Annotated in this window: 27 protein-coding genes; 10 read left to right on the top strand and 17 right to left on the bottom strand. The window is 35.0% G+C overall.

Annotated features, from left to right (window positions below):
• Positions 1 to 37: 37 nt before the first annotated feature.
• Positions 38 to 526 carry an arsinothricin resistance N-acetyltransferase ArsN1 family A gene (locus tag ACN6NE_RS29635; RefSeq protein ID WP_474329033.1) on the bottom strand — a complete coding sequence of 163 codons (489 nt, stop codon included), beginning with the start codon at positions 524 to 526 and terminating at the stop codon, positions 38 to 40.
• A 376-nt stretch (positions 527 to 902) separates the two neighbouring features.
• Here ACN6NE_RS29635 and ACN6NE_RS29630 point away from each other — a divergent pair, with 376 nt between their 5' ends.
• Together ACN6NE_RS29630 and ACN6NE_RS29625 are read left to right on the top strand one after the other, a co-directional pair.
• Positions 903 to 1,196 (top strand): ArsR/SmtB family transcription factor, encoded by a 294-nt coding sequence (locus ACN6NE_RS29630; protein WP_165351647.1) that lies wholly within the window; start codon positions 903 to 905, stop codon positions 1,194 to 1,196.
• An 80-nt stretch (positions 1,197 to 1,276) separates the two neighbouring features.
• On the top strand, positions 1,277 to 1,705 hold the full coding sequence (locus ACN6NE_RS29625; protein WP_474329031.1) for an ArsI/CadI family heavy metal resistance metalloenzyme: 429 nt from the start codon (positions 1,277 to 1,279) through the stop codon (positions 1,703 to 1,705).
• Between the two features lie 210 nt (positions 1,706 to 1,915).
• On the opposite strand, the gene ACN6NE_RS29620 is transcribed toward ACN6NE_RS29625, so the two are convergent.
• The 3 genes from ACN6NE_RS29620 to ACN6NE_RS29610 all read right to left on the bottom strand — a co-directional run bounded on the left by ACN6NE_RS29620 (position 1,916) and on the right by ACN6NE_RS29610 (position 4,252).
• Entirely contained in the window at positions 1,916 to 2,323 is a 408-nt protein-coding gene (locus ACN6NE_RS29620; protein WP_474329029.1) for a universal stress protein, read from the bottom strand.
• Between the two features lie 14 nt (positions 2,324 to 2,337).
• Positions 2,338 to 3,804: a SulP family inorganic anion transporter gene (locus ACN6NE_RS29615; RefSeq protein ID WP_474329027.1), complete on the bottom strand. Its 1,467-nt coding sequence runs from the start codon at positions 3,802 to 3,804 to the stop codon at positions 2,338 to 2,340.
• 238 nt (positions 3,805 to 4,042) lie between these two features.
• Entirely contained in the window at positions 4,043 to 4,252 is a 210-nt protein-coding gene (locus ACN6NE_RS29610) for an XRE family transcriptional regulator (protein ID WP_474329025.1), read from the bottom strand.
• A gap of 231 nt (positions 4,253 to 4,483) precedes the next feature.
• Between ACN6NE_RS29610 and ACN6NE_RS29605 the strand changes: the two genes are divergently transcribed.
• Positions 4,484 to 5,026 carry a recombinase family protein gene (locus ACN6NE_RS29605; RefSeq protein WP_474329023.1) on the top strand — a complete coding sequence of 181 codons (543 nt, stop codon included), beginning with the start codon at positions 4,484 to 4,486 and terminating at the stop codon, positions 5,024 to 5,026.
• Positions 5,027 to 5,273: 247 nt separating this feature from the next.
• On the opposite strand, the gene ACN6NE_RS29600 is transcribed toward ACN6NE_RS29605, so the two are convergent.
• The 5 genes from ACN6NE_RS29600 to arsL all read right to left on the bottom strand — a co-directional run bounded on the left by ACN6NE_RS29600 (position 5,274) and on the right by arsL (position 10,078).
• A complete protein-coding gene (locus ACN6NE_RS29600; RefSeq protein WP_474329021.1) occupies positions 5,274 to 6,404 on the bottom strand; it encodes an inorganic phosphate transporter in 1,131 nt (376 codons plus the stop codon).
• Positions 6,405 to 6,543: 139 nt separating this feature from the next.
• Positions 6,544 to 6,927, bottom strand: a complete 384-nt coding sequence (gene vcpD / locus ACN6NE_RS29595; RefSeq protein ID WP_474329019.1) for an ArsD-related vicinal cysteine protein VcpD — start codon at positions 6,925 to 6,927, stop codon at positions 6,544 to 6,546.
• Between the two features lie 13 nt (positions 6,928 to 6,940).
• On the bottom strand, positions 6,941 to 8,050 hold the full coding sequence (locus tag ACN6NE_RS29590; protein WP_129703692.1) for a GTP-binding protein: 1,110 nt from the start codon (positions 8,048 to 8,050) through the stop codon (positions 6,941 to 6,943).
• Between the two features lie 20 nt (positions 8,051 to 8,070).
• Positions 8,071 to 8,790 carry an aquaporin gene (locus ACN6NE_RS29585; RefSeq protein WP_474329016.1) on the bottom strand — a complete coding sequence of 240 codons (720 nt, stop codon included), beginning with the start codon at positions 8,788 to 8,790 and terminating at the stop codon, positions 8,071 to 8,073.
• Positions 8,791 to 8,803: 13 nt separating this feature from the next.
• A complete protein-coding gene (gene arsL, locus ACN6NE_RS29580; RefSeq protein ID WP_307600046.1) occupies positions 8,804 to 10,078 on the bottom strand; it encodes an arsinothricin biosynthesis radical SAM protein ArsL in 1,275 nt (424 codons plus the stop codon).
• 733 nt (positions 10,079 to 10,811) lie between these two features.
• Here arsL and ACN6NE_RS29575 point away from each other — a divergent pair.
• A complete protein-coding gene (locus tag ACN6NE_RS29575) occupies positions 10,812 to 12,065 on the top strand; it encodes a helix-turn-helix domain-containing protein (RefSeq protein WP_412036049.1) in 1,254 nt (417 codons plus the stop codon).
• 16 nt (positions 12,066 to 12,081) lie between these two features.
• On the opposite strand, the gene ACN6NE_RS29570 is transcribed toward ACN6NE_RS29575, so the two are convergent.
• Genes ACN6NE_RS29570 through ACN6NE_RS29560 form a run of 3 tightly spaced genes read right to left on the bottom strand, consistent with a single transcriptional unit; the run spans position 12,082 to position 13,903 of the window.
• Positions 12,082 to 12,372 (bottom strand): ArsR/SmtB family transcription factor, encoded by a 291-nt coding sequence (locus ACN6NE_RS29570; RefSeq protein WP_307600050.1) that lies wholly within the window; start codon positions 12,370 to 12,372, stop codon positions 12,082 to 12,084.
• A gap of 2 nt (positions 12,373 to 12,374) precedes the next feature.
• Entirely contained in the window at positions 12,375 to 13,598 is a 1,224-nt protein-coding gene (locus ACN6NE_RS29565) for an ATP-grasp domain-containing protein (protein ID WP_474329013.1), read from the bottom strand.
• Positions 13,599 to 13,609: 11 nt separating this feature from the next.
• Positions 13,610 to 13,903, bottom strand: a complete 294-nt coding sequence (locus ACN6NE_RS29560; RefSeq protein ID WP_047934671.1) for a carboxymuconolactone decarboxylase family protein — start codon at positions 13,901 to 13,903, stop codon at positions 13,610 to 13,612.
• A 200-nt stretch (positions 13,904 to 14,103) separates the two neighbouring features.
• Between ACN6NE_RS29560 and ACN6NE_RS29555 the strand changes: the two genes are divergently transcribed.
• From ACN6NE_RS29555 to ACN6NE_RS29540, 4 genes are all read left to right on the top strand, one after another.
• Positions 14,104 to 14,556: a MarR family winged helix-turn-helix transcriptional regulator gene (locus ACN6NE_RS29555; RefSeq protein WP_221791422.1), complete on the top strand. Its 453-nt coding sequence runs from the start codon at positions 14,104 to 14,106 to the stop codon at positions 14,554 to 14,556.
• An 89-nt stretch (positions 14,557 to 14,645) separates the two neighbouring features.
• On the top strand, positions 14,646 to 15,548 hold the full coding sequence (locus ACN6NE_RS29550) for a permease (RefSeq protein ID WP_349346831.1): 903 nt from the start codon (positions 14,646 to 14,648) through the stop codon (positions 15,546 to 15,548).
• Positions 15,549 to 15,563: 15 nt separating this feature from the next.
• The gene (locus ACN6NE_RS29545) at positions 15,564 to 15,698 is read left to right on the top strand and encodes a hypothetical protein (RefSeq protein ID WP_456224443.1); all 135 of its coding nucleotides are present in this window, start codon (positions 15,564 to 15,566) and stop codon (positions 15,696 to 15,698) included.
• A gap of 354 nt (positions 15,699 to 16,052) precedes the next feature.
• Complete coding sequence (locus tag ACN6NE_RS29540; protein ID WP_474329009.1) at positions 16,053 to 16,229, top strand: hypothetical protein; 177 nt, start codon at positions 16,053 to 16,055, stop codon at positions 16,227 to 16,229.
• A 116-nt stretch (positions 16,230 to 16,345) separates the two neighbouring features.
• Here the strand turns inward: ACN6NE_RS29540 and ACN6NE_RS29535 are convergent, their stop codons facing one another.
• The 3 genes from ACN6NE_RS29535 to ACN6NE_RS29525 form a co-directional block, all read right to left on the bottom strand.
• Positions 16,346 to 16,522, bottom strand: a complete 177-nt coding sequence (locus ACN6NE_RS29535; protein ID WP_209152188.1) for a DUF8096 family protein — start codon at positions 16,520 to 16,522, stop codon at positions 16,346 to 16,348.
• 63 nt (positions 16,523 to 16,585) lie between these two features.
• Positions 16,586 to 16,903 carry a YolD-like family protein gene (locus tag ACN6NE_RS29530; RefSeq protein ID WP_474329007.1) on the bottom strand — a complete coding sequence of 106 codons (318 nt, stop codon included), beginning with the start codon at positions 16,901 to 16,903 and terminating at the stop codon, positions 16,586 to 16,588.
• A 13-nt stretch (positions 16,904 to 16,916) separates the two neighbouring features.
• The gene (locus tag ACN6NE_RS29525; RefSeq protein ID WP_474329005.1) at positions 16,917 to 18,182 is read right to left on the bottom strand and encodes a Y-family DNA polymerase; all 1,266 of its coding nucleotides are present in this window, start codon (positions 18,180 to 18,182) and stop codon (positions 16,917 to 16,919) included.
• A gap of 141 nt (positions 18,183 to 18,323) precedes the next feature.
• Between ACN6NE_RS29525 and ACN6NE_RS29520 the strand changes: the two genes are divergently transcribed.
• Together ACN6NE_RS29520 and ACN6NE_RS29515 are read left to right on the top strand one after the other, a co-directional pair.
• Positions 18,324 to 18,545, top strand: coding sequence for a hypothetical protein (locus tag ACN6NE_RS29520; protein ID WP_474329003.1), 222 nt, complete (start codon positions 18,324 to 18,326; stop codon positions 18,543 to 18,545).
• Between the two features lie 40 nt (positions 18,546 to 18,585).
• Positions 18,586 to 18,741, top strand: a complete 156-nt coding sequence (locus ACN6NE_RS29515; RefSeq protein WP_474329002.1) for a hypothetical protein — start codon at positions 18,586 to 18,588, stop codon at positions 18,739 to 18,741.
• Between the two features lie 921 nt (positions 18,742 to 19,662).
• On the opposite strand, the gene ACN6NE_RS29510 is transcribed toward ACN6NE_RS29515, so the two are convergent.
• Both ACN6NE_RS29510 and cas3 read right to left on the bottom strand, forming a co-directional pair.
• Positions 19,663 to 19,833, bottom strand: a complete 171-nt coding sequence (locus ACN6NE_RS29510; protein WP_474329148.1) for a CRISPR-associated endonuclease Cas2 — start codon at positions 19,831 to 19,833, stop codon at positions 19,663 to 19,665.
• A gap of 6 nt (positions 19,834 to 19,839) precedes the next feature.
• The gene (gene cas3, locus ACN6NE_RS29505) at positions 19,840 to 22,029 is read right to left on the bottom strand and encodes a CRISPR-associated helicase Cas3' (protein ID WP_474329000.1); all 2,190 of its coding nucleotides are present in this window, start codon (positions 22,027 to 22,029) and stop codon (positions 19,840 to 19,842) included.
• Positions 22,030 to 22,033 lie beyond the last annotated feature (4 nt).

Here is a 22,033-nt window from a genome sequence, read left to right as displayed (position 1 = left end):
AAATCCCCCAAGATTATTCCTTAGAGGATTTTACGAATTATTTAAGAATTTTCTCCATTACCATCACATCTACATGCTGATCGTCTAATACTCCTTGTTCATAAAAAATGCCAACTTCTCGAAACCCCAAACTACGGTATAGTTTCTGACCTGCTTTATTAAAAGGAAAAGTTGAGAGAACTAGCTTATGAAAATTATTTTTCTTTGCGATAATTTCTAAGGTGTGCAATAAAGCTTTTCCAATCCCCTTTCCTCGACTCTCACGTTGAATATAGACGGATACATCAGCTACGCCATTATATGCACAACGATGAGAATAGGGATTTAAAGAAGCCCATCCGACTATTTCTCCTTCTCTTTCGGCCACAATAACCTCATACCGATCATTGCGATGATATAACCATTCTTTTATGTAAGGTAAATCCTTTACACCTTCCTCTAAAGTAGCGATCCTGTCTTCAATTCCTTCGTTATAAATACTTAAAACTTGTGGTAAGTCCTCTTCTTTCATGATTCGAACATTCATAAAACTCCCCCTATCTTAAGTCTTTAATTATTATATCAATTTTTTTTGATGTATTAATTGATTTCTGTAATTTTTATTGATATGATGAATACATCAAGAAATTTTGATTTATTTAATGTGAGGTTAAAATATGAGAATTAACAATTCAGGAAACCTATCTGTAGAGTATTTTCATGCTTATTTCCGATTAGTCGTCAACACACAAAATATAGACAAAAACGAAGCTAAAACCCTTATATTCCAACGTTTTTTTCATAATGATCCAACGTTACGTGGAAAAACTACGTATACAAATTTCGAAAAAGCATACAATACATTTACCTATTAGATCAAAAAAAGTTGATTAAGGAGAAGGATAATGGATACAGTAAAAGATATGAAGCAAACATTTGAACAATACGAACAAAAATTTAAAGCTCTTGCGGATCAAAAAAGACTAGAAATTATGCATGAGCTTTGTCAACGAGGTCAAACATGTGTGTGTGATTTAACTGAATTCTTTGGTATATCCCAGTCAAAACTATCCTATCATTTGAAGATTTTATTGGATGCTAACTTGATTACAAAAGAAAAAAAGGGAACTTGGAATTACTATGATCTAAACAACGAAGAGCTAAATCATTTATTGTCTGAGGAGCTATGTTGTTTATTTAAAAATGAAAAAGGATAATTTTATCCTTATTTTTTCACTATATACATCAACTTTTTTTGATTTAATGTAGAGCTTATATTACTAAGGAGGAATTTTAAATGAAATATGTTCATGTGGGAATTAACGTAACTAATTTAGAGCAATCAATTGAGTTTTATCAAAAGGTATTTGGTGTAAAACCTGAGAAGGTAAAAGAAGACTATGCGAAGTTTCTATTAGATGAACCAGGACTTAACTTTACTCTAAATGTACGTGATGAGGTAAACGGGAACCAAGTCAACCACTTTGGATTCCAAGTTAATAACGCAGAAGAAGTAACTGCTCATAAGGAACGATTAGAGAAAGAAGGATTCTTTGCTCGTGAGGAGATGGATACAACTTGTTGCTATGCTGTTCAAGATAAATTTTGGGTAACAGATCCAGACGGGAATGAATGGGAATTCTTTTATACAAAAGCAGATAGTGATATTCATAAAATCGGATCCGATGTAGGTCCTAACGAAAAGGATCCTAAATCTTGCTGTTAAACGAAAAGCCTACCTCTTAAGGAGGTAGGCTTTTTAAATAAGTGTATAGGTAAGATGCTCTCAAATTCAATCGATATTATAAAATATAACTGCTGTTACAGAATTGATTTAAAATAGGGTAGAAATGAAAGACTTAAGCACTTGTCTAAATAAAAAGAAAAGCCAACTTCTCTTATAGCAAGAAAAACCAGCTCTTCTACACACTTAAGTTTATTTAATAATCATGACAGGACAATGCACTCTTTTAGCTACTTTATGGCTGACACTACCTAATACCATCTCCTGCAGAGAGTTTAAGCCACGACTTCCGATTATAACAAGATCAAAATCATGCTTGTTAGCATAGGAAACAATGGTTGGTCCCGGATCACCACGTTCAATTTTAAGCTCATAGCTTGCGTTCTCCTTTTCGAACGTGCTCTTTATCTCTTCTAAGGCCTGCTGTCTTTTTTGCTTCAGTTCTCCATGTAATACCTCTGTTTTAACTTTTGAAAGGTCAATGACCGAAATAATTTCTACTTTCGCTCCTGGTACTAATGAAGCTACATTTATAGCATGTTTCGTAGCCCTTTTAGAGTGTTCTGATCCATCTACAGCTAATAAGATTTTTTTATACATACATTGTCCCCCAATCAATGATTTGATGGTTTTGCGTTCGGTTTATTATAAGTGGCTAGTTTTTGAACCAGCTCATCACTTACATCATTTAAACCCGTTAATTTCACATCAGCCGATGTTTGTTCTTTTAACTTCAATACGACTTTATCAATTGCTGCTACAGCTGAATCATCCCAAATATGAGCTTCTGAGAAATCGATTAGAATAAGATCTTGCTTTCCTTTAAATGCAAAAGAATTCACGAAATCTTGTACCGATGCAAAGAATAACTGACCCTTTACATTGTAGACGGTTCGATGTTCTGACTCTTTTGATGAAACCTCTAACTTTGAAATTTTAGCTGCAAAGAAAATGGCACTTAAAATAACACCAGCAATTACCCCTTTTGATAAATCGTGTGTTGCCACAACAGTAATAACCGTAACAAGCATAACCACTGTATCTGTTAAAGGTACCTTTGTTAAGGTACGAAGTGAAGACCAATCGAATGTACCGATGGATACCATAATCATGACACCTGCTAAAGCAGCCATTGGAATTTTCACAACCCAGTCTCCCAGTACCAAGATGAGAAACATTAAAAATACACCAGCTACAAACGTTGATAAACGACCTCGTCCACCAGATTTCACATTAATAACGGTTTGCCCAATCATTGCACAACCGGCCATTCCGCCAAAGAAACCAGCGACAATATTCGCAATTCCTTGTCCTCTACTTTCTTTGTTCTTATTACTAGGTGTATCTGTCATATCATCTACAATCGTTGCTGTTAATAGAGATTCCGTTAATCCCACGATTGATAAGCCTAATGCAGTAGGAAAGATAATTGATAGTGTCTCCATATTTAATGGAACATTAGGGATTGAAAACATCGGTAAAGATCTTGTGATTTCCCCTAAGTCCCCTACCGTTCCTAAATTAAATCCTCCTACAATTGCTGCAACAGTCATAACAATAATGGCTACCAATGCGGAAGGAACAGCCTTGGTAATACGGGGTAGACCATAAATAATGACTAGTGTTAAGGCTACAAACACGTATGTCATTGTGGAAATTCCTACGAAGTGCGGAACTTGCGCCATAAAAATCAAAATAGCTAATGCATTCACGAACCCTACCATCACAGAGCGTGGGATAAATTTCATAAAACGGGCAATCTTAAAGATACCAAAGATTAGTTGAATAACACCTGTTAAGATGGTAGTAGCAAATAAATACTGAATCCCGTGATCTTTAACCAACGTAACCATTAATAATGCCATGGCTCCTGTTGCAGCTGAAATCATGGCAGGACGTCCACCAACAAATGCCATTACTACTGCGATACAAAATGATGCATACAATCCAACCATGGGATCTACACCTGCAATAATGGAAAATGCAATTGCTTCTGGAATAAGTGCAAGAGCTACTACAATACCTGAAAGAATATCCCCTTTCACGTTACCGAACCATTCCATTTTTAATTTATTTAACATGATAACCAAAAACACCTTTCTATTTATACTAATGAACTTTTCATACATGTTTATTTACATTTTTCTTTACAATTGCACGTGTGAAGCAAATAAGACATGGAGTTTATAGAACCAAAACAGTACGTTTATGGTACTTTTATTTCATAAAAAAATCAGTAATGACTATTACGTCAGTTATTTTTAGTATTCTCTTTCATCCTAAAAAAATCACACTACGCCTTTCTTTTAAACTAAACCATTAATGATAAGATAAAGAATTTATTTCATTTATCTTTTGTTCGTTCAATTGGAATGCTTCTCTGATTTTATTCTCCAAGTTCTCCGTGACCCTTCTCTTACCAACTTCCACTAATGCAATTAATGAAAAACTACAGTTAACCATTTTAGCAAAGTTTCGTTGGTTTAAATTATAGCTTTTTCTAATTAATTTAATGGTCTCTTTGTCCATGTCATCACCTCTTTACTTTTTATTAGTGGCTTCCAACTCTCATAGAAGCCGAGACGTTGTTAACAAATAAAACTCTAGCAGACATAAAATAAAATGTCTATCATTTTTTGTTCCAAAAACGAACTTTTTTGGAACTGACGCTATATCTATACCTAAAAGAAATGTTATGATGGGGATGAATTTGTTACAATAGTAAAATGTAAATAAACAATCCATGCAGGAGATGGTTTAGTGATTATTGGTTATACCCGTCCATATAGTGAAGATGAAAGCTTGGACAAACAATTACAGGCTTTGCAACCCTATAATTGCAAAAAAATTTATCAAGAAAAAACAAATTCTTTAAAAAAGAGAGTGCAGTTTGATGAAATGTTAGCATCTCTTCAAGAGGGAGATACAGTAGTTGTCTATAAATTTTATTGTATTGCAGATTCTACTCGACACCTTATTGAATTAATTGAATATCTTTCAGAAAATCATATTCATTTTGTATCTATTCTAGATGATGTTGATACTTCAACACTAGAAGGAAAAACATTTTTCAATACCATTAAACGTATTGGTCAATTTCAACATGATGTGATTAGTGAACGTACGAAAGCTGGTCTTGAAGAAGCGAAATTGAAAGGTAAAAGTGGCGGTCGTCCTAAGAAGCCTGACTATAATGTTCATCGTGCACTTGAGATGTACTGGAGCAAGAAATATACGATTGCTCAAATTACAGAAGCTACAGGTATAAGCAAAACTACTTTATATCGTTACCTAGATAACTGACGCATAAAAGCAAAAGCCCATGGAAACCCATGGGCCTTTATCGTATGGATGAACGGGTAATGATTATACAATACGTGTTGCATATTATAAAAATGACGTAGGCGCTAATCCATACGTTATTTCTTATGTGATTTATTAAGAAAGCACCTGAAAACAAAACTTTTTATTTAAAGGAGATTGAAACTTTAAATAAGTGTCTAAGTAAGGTGCTCTCAAATTCAATCGATATTATAAAATATAATTGCTGTTATAGAATTAAATTTAAAATAAAATAGAAACACATTGCAATAATTCCGGCTCCTGGTAAAGTAACAACCCATGAGAGAATAATTTCCCTAATAACTCCGAAATTCATCGCTTTACGTCCATTCTTTAATCCAGCTCCAATAATAGAAGAAGTACTTACGTGGGTTGTAGAAGCCGGTAGTCCAAATTGACTTGATGCCATAACTAATGAAGTGGTAGTGAACACGGCTGATAAAGAGCTATTTTCATCTAATTTGGTCACTTTTTTTGCTAACAATTCCGTTACTGGCAGCCCTTTAATTAAACTCCCTAGACTCATTGCTACAGTAACTAAAATGAAGAATGAAAATGGTAAGGTACTGCTTTGTTCTGAGGAACCATTTAATACAGAGACTAGTAAAGCAATAGCTACAATTTTTGGTGTATCATTGACTGATCGAACAAAACAAATTAAGCCACTAGATATCCATGCAATACCTTTTCCTACTTGTGGATTGATTTTAATTTTGTCTATAAATAAATTAAGCAACCAAGCTATACATAAACCTAATACGGGACTAAGAAGTAATGGTAAAACAAATTTACTTCCAAGATTCCCCCATAAAACACTAGATACCCCCTGCGAAATACATGCAACTAGAATGACTGCTCCGATAATGGCATGAGTTGTAGAAACAGGTAACGAGAATTTAGTGGCAAGTGCTACCCAAAGAGTTGCTCCTAAAGCCATAGCTAAAGCCATAATGCCTGTAAGTTGATAGTCTGGATTCATTAAACCTGCAGTAAATAAACCGACTAATTTAGAAGCAAGAAAAAAGGAACATACTCCTCCAATTGCTGTCATGATAACACCATATATAATAGCTGTTAACGCACTAGCATAGCCAGAAGCTACTAACGAGGACACACCTTTAGAAACATCGTTTCCTCCATTTTCCGCAGCTAACCATGCGACAACACATAACCCCATAAACGTTAAAAAGGAACTTGTAGGAACAATATTCGTTAGTACAAAGAAGGTTGTCGTTACAATCGAGATAATTAAGCCTGTTAGAGGGTTTGTTCCGAAATTTAATTTCTTTCCTATACTTGGTTGAACGGCTATATCTCCACTTATCTTCTGATTTTGCATCTTATTCTTCAATCCCCTTCATTATGATATAGTCTCTTACCTTTGAGGAAGTTTATCTCTCTATTTAGGAAGCCAATGTTTTATTTATCTATATAAGTCTTACTATAAATAAGGAGCCAATAAGCTGGCTCCTTATTCCTTAGCTAAATTCCTTTACTACTAGTTCTAAGTGAGGTTTCGTTGCAAAGCTTACTAAGTTCCCATTTACAACAACAGCTGGCGTTACATACTTAAGGATTGTATCCTCGCTTATATGTTGAAACCCTCTTTTCTTAATCAATTGACTGAGCTTTTTCTGAGCCATTACTCGATCCATTGAAATATCGTAATTATAAAGATGGACGTTTACTGATTTATCAAAGTGCTCTTTTAATTGCTCTTTTAATTCAAGGCTTTCTTCATAAAAATTTTGGCTATCTTCACAGCAACCAGATTCTACTTCCACATTAGAATCTGAATCACAACAGTCTCCTTGAACACTCGGTACACTTGGAAAGATTTCGATTAAATTGCTTGATGTCATTTATATCTCCTCCTTATATTACTTCGTATAAACGATGAACCGGTTTTGGTGGTAATGGGCTAAAGCACTCATTGTATGTTTCATTCCACTTTGTTCCTAACTCTTGATTAAGAGCTCCAATCGCATCTGCTACCACTAGATTTAAGATAGCTGGAGATGCTTCAATACGGATATTTAAAACAACTCTTAGTTGCTTTGCGTTTTGTACGTTTTCCTCCGTAAATGTCGGTTCATCACCTGTATGAACCATACTCGCCTTCACATATCCTTCTTCAAGCCCTACATGAACTTTTAAATGAGCAATAGCCATTTTTTCTCTTATAAAGTGGGCATTTAATTTATCTAAGAAGCTTTTCGCCCATTGACGTGGATCTACATCTTGATCAGAACTTAGATCACCCAAAATATTCATCCAAGCTAATTGAGCTTCCCCTTCCGCGTAGCGTTCGTAATCGATATCAAGTACTTTATCTCCACCTAAATCCGTTGTTAACCATGTTTCTGTCAATACATCAAGATTATCTCCACGTTCTGCGGAAATCGTTTGGATAACAGTTTGCGGATAACGTTGTTGTAAATAGTTATATAGCTTTTCAACTTCTTCAGAAGAGTAGCGATCTAATTTGTTTAGCGTAATGATATCTGCTTCAGCTAATTGCTTTTCAAAGATATAACTTACTGATTGTGAAAAAGAAGGTCTTGTTTCATCCGTTGCATTCAATTCATGCATTAATCTAGCTGGATCTACAACAATTGTTAAAGGTGCAGTCTTAAACTGTTCTGAATAATACTGTTTTAAAGGCTGAATCACGGTAGCAGCTAAATCTGTACAACTTCCTACAGCTTCTGCAATAATGACATCCGGTTGCTTTTCCTCTAATAAACCTGTTAAATTCTCATATAAATCTTCAAATTGACAGCAGAAACAACCGCCTGTCACTTCTTTTGTATCTAAACCATTTTTACGAGCTAACTCAGTATCAATTAATTCTTTTCCTTGGTCATTCGTTACAATCGCAACACGATAACCTTGCTCTTCAAGTTTTAAAGCAGAGTTAATCATTGTAGTCGTCTTACCAGCTCCTAAAAATCCCCCAAGTAATACTAATTTTGCAGTTTTCATTTTTTTATCCCCCTAATTTTTTACTCTTCTTCATGAAGTGTTTTATAAATGAATGCAGCACTAATGGCACCTAATACAGTAGCTATTAGGTAGATCCATAGCGTACTAACTGTACCTGATACGATTGCAGGTCCAAATGATCGAGCAGGATTCATTGAGGCTCCACTAATTGGACCGCCAAACATGGCTTCTAAAGCTACAGTTGCTCCTATTGCCATGCCAGCAAATGCTTTGACTGCTTTACCATGTACAGCTGATGTTAAAATCACCATCATTAGTACAAAGGTCAAAACAAACTCTAAAATGAAGCTTTGTATCCAAGAACCACTAGGTAGAGTAGCTCCTAAGTGTGCTACGTCCCCAAACATAAGTAACAAAGTTATGCTTGATGCAGATGCAGCAATTAATTGAGTAAAAAGGTATAATGTTGCTTCTCTTTTATTGATTTCACCAAGAAATAGAAAAGCGAGTGTGACTGCTGGATTAAAATGAGCTCCTGAGATATGCCCAAATGAATAAATTAAAGCCAGTACAACTAAACCAAACGTGATGGCTACTCCAACATGAGTTAAACTCTTTGTTAGAGTGTCGACGACAATTGCTCCTGTCCCTGCAAAAACAAGAAAATAGGTCCCGATGAATTCTGCTATCAGTTTCTTTTTTATTTCTGCGTAAGGATCTAGCTTTGGTAAGACATGTGTTTGTCCAACAGGAGCTGCTACCATAGATTTCTCAGCCACTAGTTATTCCTCCTTAACACTTCAAGCAGCATCGCTTAAAGATGCCCTCTTCAGCTGGTGTTAACATTTCAAAATAAAGCTCGTCCAGTTTAGGATCTGGATGCTTCCAGTCATAATGGAACTCATGTTCTTCTAAATCCAAGGCCTTAATAGACTCCTTATGTAATAATGGAGAGCCTTTATACAAATACAGTCTTGTTTCATATTGAATTGGATCTACAATATTTCCTAGCTGGTTATCCTCTACAAAAGTTCTGAATGTTGTAAGGTCTTCAAATTTAGTCCATGGATTAAACATGATAAATGTTGGATTTAATTTGATATCAATCTCTCTCAGGTAGGCAATCGCTTCCTCAATGTCTGAAACGGTAGTATTCTTAGCAACCGCATCAAGTACTTCTTCAGAAGGGAATTCTAATGCTGACGTAATAAATTTAACTCCTAGGTTCTTCATTTCTAAAAGAGTTTCTTTATTTTCTAAGATGTGATCTACGCGAGTGGTAAAATCATATGTTAAGTCAGGAAATTCTTCGTGAAGCTTACGTAAAATTTTGATTCCATGATATTTTGCATTAAAGAAATCTGCATCAATGAATGTAAGGTGAGTCATTCCCCCTGCAACTAAATTTCGAATATCTGTTAACACGATATCCTCTGGAACTAAAATGACTTTGCCGTCGTATGCTGCAAATACTGAACAGTATAAGCATTTGTGATGACAGCCCCTTGCAATTTCAGTAGAGCCTACAACTTCTTCTGATCCTAAAATATGATTAATTTGTTTTTGAGGGTATTTATACAATGGTGGTAATAAATCTCGTGAAGGTATGTCTAGGTGATTACGTGCCATGTAAGGATGTATGGATTCTCCTTTTATTGCTTGCTCTGCACTTAATAATCCTGGGATGTTCTCTTGTACATCGCCAGAAAGATGTTTAGCTAATAGGGTTAATGGGTGTTCCCACTCCCCACAAATACAGGAGTTACTATACTTTCCAGCTAAACGATTAGCGTTAATCGTGGCATGTTGTCCAAAAAAAGTTATGTGAGCTTCTGGATTAAGATCTGCAGCACGTTTTGCAATTTCGATTCCAGCATGAACTGCGTCAAACAATGGAATAGAAATGGCAATTAAATCTTTATCAGAAAACTTTTCTTCAATTATTCCTTCAACGTAAGTATCTAAAACTGAAACGTTAAAACCTGCTTTAATTAATGGAGTGGCTGCGGTAGCAATGGTATTGGGTTGAAAGCCACCTTCAAAGTTTGAAACTAGTAAAATATTCATCAATTAATCCCCCTAATTTCTTCTTATGGCCAAACTGGATCTGTCATCATGATAATAGTAGTTGCTGCCATCGTAGCGTACATAAGCCACATCTTATATTTCAATTTCATTTTAATTCTCCTATTATTAGAGTATTTTTGATTGTTCCTTAATAGGTTTGTTCCTTTATTTAAAGTCTTGGCCAGACTGGATCTGCCATAGAGATAATAACGGCTGCTGCCATCGTAGCGTACATAAACCAAGTCTTATACTTCAATTTCATTTCAATTCCCCCATTATTAGAGTATTTTTGATTGTTCCTTAATAAGTTTGTTCCTTTATTTAAAGTCTTGGCCAAACTGGATCTGCCATAGAGATAATAACGGCTGCTGCCATCGTAGCGTACATAAACCACATCTTATATTTCAATTTCATCGTTTCCGCCCCTTTTTGAATATTCAAATTATTTTAATTAAGTTTCCCTAACTGTCATCATAATTATGGAAGTTTTAACCTTATTAACTAGTAATCTTCAAACTTTATCTTTATCTTCCTCCTTTTTCACACCATATAACATTAGTTAACATTTTTGTTTATTTATAAGTTTTGTTATAAATGTTAACTCATAAGTAAATAGTAATAGATGTGGAATTCTTTGTCAACACATTTTGAACATTTAACAAGCTATTTACATTTTGTTCAAAAATGTTAATAATAGAGATAGGTAAATAAAGAAAAGATTGGGGTAGTTTTTATGTTAGGACAGCGCATAAAAGAATTAAGAAAAGAATCAAAGTTAACGCAGCAAGATTTATCAGAGGGCATCATTACTAGAAGCTATCTAAGCCAAATTGAAAAAGGCCTTGTTCAGCCTTCATTTGATGTATTAGAAAAGTTAAGCGAGAAACTAGATTGTACAGTCGATGATTTCTTTAAAACTATAGAAAATAAAGACTTACTTTTATCCCAAGTAAAAAAAGAAATAAAAACTGCAGAAAACCAAGTAAATGCGAATTCATTTGATAAAGTTGAAGCATTTATTCAAAATAAAGAATATTTGTCTCGAAACGATTTAAATGAATATGACAAAGGCATTTTGATGTGGATACACGGAAAGTATTACGAGTATAAAAAAGACTATAACCATGCCATTACTTTCTTTGAAAAGAGTTTTTCCGAGCTTGAAAAAGGTAAACATACGAATGAAATGCTTCGTTCTTTAGATTCTCTTGGCTCTAGCCATAGCCAGGTTAATAATAATGAAAAAGCACTTCATATTCTAAATAAGGCTTATCGTATTATGATTTATGATCAAATTAGTGGAATGATAAGAATATCCATCTTGGTTAATTTAGGGGTTGTCCACGGTAAATTAAAGGAATTTTATTCTGCCATTAATTTTTTAGAAGAAGCAAGGGATTTAAATGACAGTCTAGGTACCTTTTATAAATCCGGAGAAATTTTTATGGCTCTAGGAATTTGTAATATGGAGTTAAAACGTTATAAAGATGCCAAAAGCTCTTATGAACGGGCTCTTAAATACTTTAAACTTAGTGAAAATAAGTACCATGAGGCTGGTACCTATACAAACCTAGGAATTTTATTTTCTTACCAAGAAGACTATTATCAAGCTGAGCTTGATTTGAGAACAGCTATAAACATTTATAAGAATGTGAATGCAGAAGAAGCAAGAATTATGAACGCGCAAGTAGAGCTTGCAAGAGTGTACTATTTACAAGAAGAATACGTAAAGGCTTCTTCTATATGTGAAGACATTATAGATATAAATGATGTTAATAAACATAAGGCACAAGCATTTGAACTTTTAGGAGATATTAATTATAAATTATCTAATACAGAAGAATCGTTAAGAAATTACAGTGAAGCAAAAAGAATTTTAGTGGAACAATCTATGCCGTGTGATTATGTTTGTAAAAAAGTGGCCGATGTTTACTTCCAGTTAGGAGACTTCCAAAAAGCTGCAGATTCCTATAAAGAATGCTTTTAATACAAAAAACAGTGAGTTACTCTGACTCACTGTTTTTTATGATTTCTTGGTAGATAATTGGTGATAAAATACGTTTGACTTCTTTCTCATCTACCTGATAGTAACACCAGGTTCCTCTTTCACAACGTATAAGTATTCCTGCTTCAACTAGTAATTTTAAATGATAGGATAACTTAGATTGAGAAATTTGAAATTTATCCTGCAAATCGGAGACACATAACTCCTTACAACAGGAAATTTCCTGTAAAAGTGCAAGTCTAGTCTTATCACTAAGTGCTTTAAATTTACTTTCAACATCTGTAAGCATATTTAAATCTCCAATGGGTTCTTAATTGTTATAGATAATTCTTTTTCTACAGAATTGGCTTTACTACATGAAGGATTCTGTTCATCTCCATAGACAATAAAATAACCCAAACGATTAAAATTACTTTCGGTTCGTTGGACTGATTCACCATTGTTAACATACCACTTCTGTTCTCTTATAGAAGCAGATTGGAACTGTTCATCAAAGTACACTTTCCCTTCCTGATTTGCTAACAAAAATCGAATGGAGGCAGAAGGAACAGTAGATGAAGACAAATCTAATGAAGCAATTCCTTTGTCTAAGGTAACAAGAAAAGCTAAAGCTTTAAGATCCACTCCAGTGACTGCTTTCACAAGGTGTGGAATCTCATCGCCTCCAGGTCTAGCGTTTACTTCCACAATTCTTGGACCCTTCTCTGTTAATTTGACTTCAGTATGAGTAACGGCAAAATCTACACCTAAAACAGATAGGCTTTGCTCTACTAGACTTCTTATCTCATTTTCTTCATCAGCATTTAAATTTGCAGGGAAGTCATGCCCTACTTCAATGGAAAGAGGATATGGAGTGACAAGTTTCTTTGTAATCCCTATTACAGTAGTTTGGGCATTTACGGTTACGGACTCGACACTAAATTCAGGACCATCTAGAAACTCCTCAATAAGTATATCTGTATCAATACTTTGACCAACAATATTGTTCTTGCTTTGTACAATATTATGAAGAGCTGTTGATACTTCTGCTTTATCTTTACATAAGTAAACATTTTTACTTCCAGAATCATTAGATGGTTTGACAATAAGGGGAAAGTCTATGCCTTTTAGTTCAGCCTCTAAATCACTTTGCGAATTAACAAGACAATATTGAACCTCTCCTACACCAGCTTCATTTAGTTTTTGCCTAGCCATTTTTTTATTTCGACATCTTAAACTAGCTTCATAAGGTAGGTGGCACTTTAACTGCAGCACTTCACTTATTTTAGATGCTAAGGGAATTCTATACTCGTTCATAGTAAAAACTGAAATGATTTCTAGCTGATCAGCTAATTCGAGACACTTTTCTAACACAGTTTCTTCGTCATTTAAATCAATTTCAACAGGTATATCTACATCAAAAATTTCATCAAATGAAATCTCTTTTCTTAATAAAATAGTTTTATAGCCCTTCTCCTTTACCAATTGAACTTCATTATCCCTAGGACTCACTAAAATAACGTATTGATTCTCCATAGATTGGCTCCTTATTGGCAACATGTAGAAGATGGTTTACTTTCTACCTTTAACTCGACTTGATCCTTTAATTTTTGAGAATTTACAGCAATAGCAATCGCCGTTATTTGACCGATCTCTTCTTTTGTAAATCCTAATTGTTTAGCTGTTAAGACTGCGTTCTTTAATGTAGCTTGATCATTTAACAAAGTAGCTGAAGTTAAAATAGCCACAACTTTCTCTCTTTCCGGTAGTGTGCCTCCTTCTACAGCCTCTGTAAAAAAAGTTTCAAAATAAGAATTTAATTTTTGATTTAAAGCTAACATGTTCACAACACTCCTTTTAACTTTGTAAACATTTTTATTTTAAAAATAAAAATGTATTCTTTTGTTAATTAGATAATATAACCTATTTTTAAAGCCGTCAACAAAAAATTCTGAAAAAAATGGTAAATTAATTATTGACATTTGAAATAGTTGTATTTTACAATTGTTTCAACAAGCAAATAAGGTGTGGTGAAAAGAGTATGAACAACGTAGAAGTAGGAAAAGAATCTCATCAATTTCGTCAAATGCTTCAAATCTTAATTAGACGCTTCGGTTTACTCGAAAAAGAAGGTGCACAATGTTGTGGAGTTTCTCTAGTACAAAGTCATATATTATTTGAAGTAGAGCGCACAAAAAAACCATCTTTAAATGAACTCTCGTCTTCACTAGGGCTAGACAATAGTACATTAAGTCGTCATATTCAAGGGTTGGTAGAACGTAATTTAGTAAGTCGTATCCAATCCCCTACTGACCGTAGATATGTAACTATTACACTTACTCCTGAAGGAGAGCAATACGAAGATGAGATTGCTAAACAGATGAATGTATATATTCAAGAAATCCTTTCTAACGTACCGGAAAACAAACGTGGTCAAGTTTTAGAAAGTATTGATTTAATTTTGGAGGCTATGAGAAACAGCAGTTGCTGTTAATGCCTCTTTTTTAAAAAACAATAGTTGTATTCTGCAACTATTGTAAATATACATAGTTTCGAAGTTCAAATTATAAGGAGGAATACTTTATGCCAGATGTAGTAACGAAAGTATTATTAGAATTTTTATCTTTAAGTAAGAACTTATTGGTTTTATTTCTTGGTATTTCATTTTTTATCAGCTTTGTTCAAGCATACGTACCTTTCGAAAAAGTTGAAAGGTGGATGGGAAGTAAAAATCCCTTTCTAGGAAACTTGGCTGGAGCACTACTTGGTTTTATAACACCTTTCTGTTCGTGCTCAACCATTCCATTACTCGTAACCATGCTTAACCGTAATGTTCCGTTCCAAACCGTAATGACTTATTTATTTACTTCGCCTTTATTAGATCCTTGGATTTTAGGGTTAATGGCTTATATCTATGGAGTAAAGGTAACAGCTATTTATACCGTTACAACTTTTGTATTCTCTATGATTATTGGATGGTACTTAAATAAGAAAAACTATAAAGAGCAAGTTAAGAAAGTCATGATTAAAGGAAATCTCCCAGAGCAAGATGAACGCCGCAGAAAAGATCTTGTTTTAAACATTAAGGAATCCATTAAGGAAACTATAGATTTAATTCGTTCAGTTCTCGTATATATATTAATTGGTGCATTCGTAGGAGCAATTATTAAAGAGGCAGTGCCAACTAATTTCCTAACATTTATTTCTGATCAGAACCAATGGTGGGTTATCCCATTAGCAGCTATTATTGGAGTTCCATTATACATTCGTCTATCAACGATGTTACCAATTGCTCAAGCTTTACTTGTTAATGGATTCCCTATTGCTCCGACTATGGCACTGCTAATAGGAGGTGCTGGTGCAAGCTTACCTGAAATCATTATGTTGAAGAGTATTTTCCACAAGAAATTAGTAAGTGCATTTGTTGTATCAGTGTTTTTAATGGCAACTGTTTCAGGCTATTTATTCTTAGTATTAGAACTTTAACGGAGGTGGATGAAAATGGGCTTAATGTCAATTTTTAAAGGAAATAAGAAGGAAAAAGATTGCTGCAATATTGAGATCGTGGAAGTAAAAGAAGAAAAGAGCACTTGCTGCACAAGTGAGGCTAATAAAGAGCAAAAGAAAGAAGCTTAAAAAGGAGTGATTGATTATGATGTATGAATTAGAATTCGTGCTACTAGAAGAACAACGTGTAATTGATTATGCATCTCGTCAACAGAGACATAACACTAATTTATCAACTAAAGAAACTTATCTTTCAAAAATAAAAGGTACTACATCAACCCCCAATGTAACACAGTCTAATTCTCAATGCTGTGTACCATGTTGCTAACGATACAAATAACAGATAATTTAAAATTATAAGTACAATCAAGGCAAAATAATGGTATATTGGGAGATAAAACTACCTTATGAGTTATAAGTGAGGAGGTTTTATCTTCCTTTTTTTATTCTGTGTTTCTAAAAAATAAGAAGAGGAGGATTTGTATGAATAATATTATTAATTTTTATGAGTTCCGCAGACATAGAAAAATCAAGAAGCTTCTTCAATTCGTTGTAGCAATAGGGATAATTACTGTATTTTTTGTGTTTGCTTATCTTTTAATTGTAACAGGAATGCACCACCCTACCGAGTTTCCTTCCTACATTGAGCCTAAACCATAATATTTGAATGATTAGCCTCCTCACTTAAACTTAAGTATCTATTACTCAACCTTATTAAATACAAACAAAAAGGCCCCTTTAAATTCTGAAGGGCCCAGTTATCATATACTTATATTTTATATACTCTTCTTCATTCCACATTCGCGGCATTCACGTAAGAAAACGCCACCTTTTACGGAACTTTTGAAGTAAGCTGAGTTGCAGTTGTCACATCTGCCACTGACCTTATCCGGAAATTCAGCGTAGTCATACACTTTGTTAAGATCGATTTCTTGCTGCTGTTTTTCTTCCATGTTGATCACTCTTTTCTAATTGACTTTTATTAGATTACCACAAAAAGTGGAGGTGACATTATTTTATGTAAAACGAACATCAATTAGCTCACTTAACCTCATTTTATTTTTTAATTCGAATACTTCATCGATAAAAACAAACAAATTCCCCAGGGAATCAACAAATTGTATGAATCCTGTTTCGGTTATACGTTGCCCATTCTTATAATATGTAAGGTATACTTGTTTATTTGTATGTAATGCTTCAATCAAGGTGAAATTGATTTGTTCCATTTGCTCTTCTGTTAAAAGGGGTTGAGGTACTTCTAGTTGCTTGTTTATGACTTCCTGTAATCCTATGTATTGCTCTGGCATACTGGCAAATGGGCGCCATTTTTTCATGTTATCATCCTCCTTATTTTTTATGACCTCCAATTAAGCCATTTCGATAACGAGCTGTTGAGTGATCCAAGTAACTTGAAGCCCGGAGCACACTATTCTTTCCATAACGCATCCGGATTTCATCAATCGTTTTTGCAAGAGCATAGGCTCTTTCACGCTGATCGATATCCTCACATAAGCTCATTTGCTCTTCTTCTTGAATGCTGGTGTTCGATAATGATATACCAATGGAGCGAATCGGCATCCCACTATCAAATGTATGTAGGATAGTTAAACAATAAGGAAAGATATCTTGGCTTAAGTTTGAAGCTCGCCCCATTTTCTTCTGTCTAGAGAAGCCTCCACCTGTTTGTTTGCTGTAGCCAATGGATAGATGAACCGTTTGAGCCACCACTTGATGCATGCGTAAACGAAAGCAAACATCGTCCAATAGCTCCAATAGTAATAATTCCACTTCTTTTCGGCTTGTATAATCCCGAAAGAGAATCTGACTTTTTCCAAAGGAACGAGAGCTAGGGATGTACACATCGGAAATACGACTAAAATCAATCCCATTCGCATGTTGGTGAAGTTCCTGTCCCATGATGCCAAATTCTTTTTGCAGCATCTCCTTTGAAGAAAGAGCGAGTTCTTTTATGGTATAGATGCCTAAACGGTTTAAGCGCCTTTCTGTAGCAGACGAGATCCCCCAGAAATCCTTCATTGGATGAATCGACCATAACTTAAAGGGAATATCCTCATATCCCCAATACGCAACCCCTGTTGGACTGTGCTTCGCTTCATGATCTAAGCTAACTTTAGCCAGTAAGAGATTCGGACCGATTCCTGCGGTAGCTGTCAGCCGTGTTTTGCGATAAATCTCGTTGATGATTTTATGGGCTAATTCTTCTGGTGTTCGAGCAAATAAATGCAAAGAAGCCGTCGCATCAATAAACAACTCATCAATGCTATACGCATGGAAATCTTCAGGAGCAACATACTGTAACACCAAACTCGAAATATAGTTCGAAGCCTTGATGTATCTCTCCATGGATGGATTCACGACATGGATATCTTTCCTTTTAGGAATTTCAAAGAGGCGACTTCCTGTTTTGATCCCTTCTTTCTTTAATAAAGGTGTGGCAGCTAACACAACCGATCCTGACCGTTTGATATCTCCTACAACAGCAAGCCTTGTTTTCAAAGGATTTAAACCTCTTATGACAGAAGAAACGGAGGCATAAAATGCTTTCATGTCGATACAAATAATGACTCTGTTTGGTAGCTGCCCATAATCCATTGGAATAACTCCTTAATAAAGAACGTTTGTTCTTTATTATATACGAACAAATGTTCTTTACTCAATGGAATCTTTTCCCGATTATTGTTACTATAATAAGAAGAACAAATACTCTAGATGTATAAGAATGAAGGGGAAACTATGGTTAAAGCTTTTACCGCATTTTTACTGACTACTATTATTTCTTTTGTTGTAATGGTTGGCGCTTTACTAATTTGGGTTACTATACAAGGAAATCACATAACTGATCCATCAGTTGCAGACGGATTAGGGTTTGCGGTTGCTTATGGAGGAATAGCTGCTGTTCCCATTTCGCTTGTAATAGGAATCTTTGGTGGTATTATTGGTTATTTGAGAAATTGAAAATAAAAATCCTATTTATTATTTAAGGAGAAGTAACAAAATGTATCAAATGAGGATCTTTACATTAAGAGACGGTACTAAAAGGAAAATAAAGATCGAAGAGGGAATGACCCTTCAAGATGAGTTAAAAAAGGCAGGAATTATAGAATCAGATATATTTCAAATGCAATTAGTTATTCAAGATGATAAAATATAATTCTAGTTGTGTAATTTTGCTAAGAAGGCAGCCAAAAATATTTTGGCTGCCTTCTTATTTTTATAAGATAACCTAGAAAAAATGGAAATTCATTGTAGTGCTTTTGGGTGTTGAAGCGCTAATAATAGTAGGAATAATATTTACATCCCACTACGTTCAGATAAAACTAAAAAGGAGTGCATAGCACATGGATACAAATGTACACTTTATATCCCACTACGTTTTGGTAAAACCTTCACATTCGCCAGCTTTCCGTTCGTGTCATGCCATTTTAAATCCCACCACGTTTAGATAAAATCAAAATCAATGCATGCTTTTGGGCGTGCCTTCGATATATTTAAATCCCACTTCGTTCTGGTAAAAAGGTAAGACTCCATATAGTGCAAATGATCCTACATATTTTATATCCCACTTCGTTCAGATAAAACGGTGCTTGTACACGAATTCCATACTTAGCAGCTAACTTTAAATCCCACTAGGTTCAGATAAAACGAGTGGTGAGTAACGAATGAGGACAACTGAATACTATTTATATCCCACTACGTTTAGATAAAACGAAAGGTCGTACGCAGAATGAACTGGCGAAAGCTGCATTTATATCCCACTACGTTTAGATAAAACTTATACAGAAGGTGTGAAGGCGTATGCGGTTCCTGGATTTATATCCCACTACGTTTAGATAAAACCCCTATCAAAAAACGCCTCAATTCCGCAGTACATCAACAGAAATTTAGTACCACGTTGCCCTGTTTTGCAGTGAACCTCCAGTCTTGTTTCATCATCGTTTTCAGAAAGGGTCTCAATCCCTTGGCCTCCAAGGTTTCTTACGACTTTTCCCCGCAAAACGATCCACTGCAAAATAAGAATGACCATGTATGGAATAGTTTCTTACACACCTATTAACATATCATGAAACTTCCCTTAAAGAAATAACTCCTCAAAGCTTTTCTCACCCCCCATTACTTTTTTCTGAATGTGGCGCGGATTGTTTACTTCATAGAAGTAAACGGGGTCTTCTTGTGATATGATAATACGCTCTAGTTCTGCTAAGCATTTTAGAAGCTGTGTTTTGGAGACTTCTCCTTCAAATATAGATTACTAGATTTGATTGTCTATTTCCTGATCGAGCAGAACACCTGATCCCGTTTTTGAATCCTCATTAAATTCGTACTTTAAATCGAGGATTTGAACCCATGGCAACAAATCATATTCTTCCCCATTGTGTTTCTTGCCTTTATGAGGTAGTTTTCTCGTTCTTCCTCTCGTAACGTTTTTTCGTAGACTGACTGTAAGCTTTGTAATTTGCCGACGCAGCTCTGCTCTCTCTTCCTTGTCTGCCTGCTCCAATTGCTCAAATAAATAGCTATTGTTATCATACACATCACGAGGAATAACAAGCTCAGCTTGGATATCTCGCAATAGCTTTTGTGCATCTTTATTGGAAAGCGTGTAGTCATCAAATGTATTCAATTGTTCTAGCGCATCATCAAATTTCTTGAAAAACTCGGTATCCTTCAAATTATCTCGTTTATACAGCTCGCTCACAAGCTTTATCTTCTCCGACTCAGGTAAGATTTCTCCACTAAAAGACTTTAACAAAGTAATGGAACGTTCTAAAATTTCTTCATCATAAATGTAACCTGCTCCACTCGGTTCGACTGTGTAAATAAATACATTAGGTCCTGTCTTTTCGTATTGACGCCTACGATAGCAACGTCCAAAGCGTTGGCATAGGCTATCTAATGTCGCAGCTTCTGTAAACAACACATCAAAATCAATGTCAATAGATGCCTCCACAAGCTGTGTTGTTACCCATATTCCTGTTGCTTGTTCACTTTCATCAAATGCTAACAATTCTTTCTCAATCATAGCTCGATGTTTTTGAATATACATAGAATGAAAGACACGAATCTTATCCGTTTTCTCTCTTATCATCCCATATAACTTCATCGCCTGTTTTACTGTGTTTGCAATGACCAGTATCTTCTTCGTTTCAGCCAGCGCAATCATTTTTTCTACGTCTTCTACAATAGGCTTTTCAACTAGCTCGATACGATGACGAATAACAGTGTCATCTACAAAGGTTTTCACTTGAAGGGCCTCTTGTGGAATAATCTCACTTTCTTGCAATGTTTCCAAGTAAATACTAGGAAGTGTTGCGGTCATTAACAGAAAACGACCACCTACTAAATAAATCATTTCCAAGGCTCGAATTAATACAGCCGCAATCTTCGGGTCGTATGCTTGGATCTCATCAATTACTAGTGATGAATAAGCCATGGTTGCTAATTCCTTTTCATATCCCCGGTAAAGAAATGGAAACTTTAGAATTTGATCAATAGTTGTAAACAATAGTTTACTTGCAAAATGACGTGACTGCTCTGAAACAACTTCCCAATCTTCCTCTAAGTTCTCAGTCAAATAATCCATTGAAGACGAGTGCAGCAAGCCGACATTTTTGTAATTCATTTTGCTGTATACCCGATCAAATAAAGCATTAATACTAACGCGTAACGGCAGTGTAAAAAACGTTTTGCTGTTGCTTGCCCAAAGTAGCGCAGCTTCTGTCTTACCCATTCCTGTTTGCGCGATAATAATTAAATTTTCTTTACGATGATCATGCGCATATTTTTGCAGATCACGATATACCTGCTCCACTAGAACACCTTTTTCGGAAGCAATTTTAGCAAAGCCTTGGTCCACAAGCTTTTTAAAATCCTGTTCAGTATCTACTTCAATTGGAACATGGGCTGAAGCTGCGTGATCCAAACGGTGAAGTAAGCCTTTTAGAAGAACATAATCAACATAGTTTGTTTTACGATCACTATACTTAATTCTCCTTTTCAGCTCTATTAATATGCGGTTCGATCGTTTTTTTAAGTTAGCCCCTTCAATTGCTAGATGTTCGTTAATGTCAGCTAACTTAGGCCAAAGATCCTCAGAAAGTGCTTTTTCAATCAAGTCTCTATCAGGTACCACATTGCGTTCATGATGAAAGGCAATTGCTTGAATAAGAATCTGATAATCTTTCTTAGGCAGAGTGAAAACTGCTTCAGGTAGCAAAAAAGGTGATAAATAATTATGAGGTACTTCCAGGTCTTTCATAAGCGTGACTTCTTCTCCCAAGGCCTTGAGAATCTTTAATTGAAACGGTTCATGTGCTTTCCCGGCATCATGATAATCCACTGCGTAACGTAATAATGTCCAAATTCTTTCTTCAAATGAACTTCCATATGCCTTTCTTAAAATCTCATAACGGGATCGTAACTCTTCTGTATGTTCTCGCAATGTC

The organism is Priestia sp. 53B2 (genome assembly GCF_056099005.1).
This window is presented reverse-complemented; position numbering and strand designations above follow the sequence as displayed.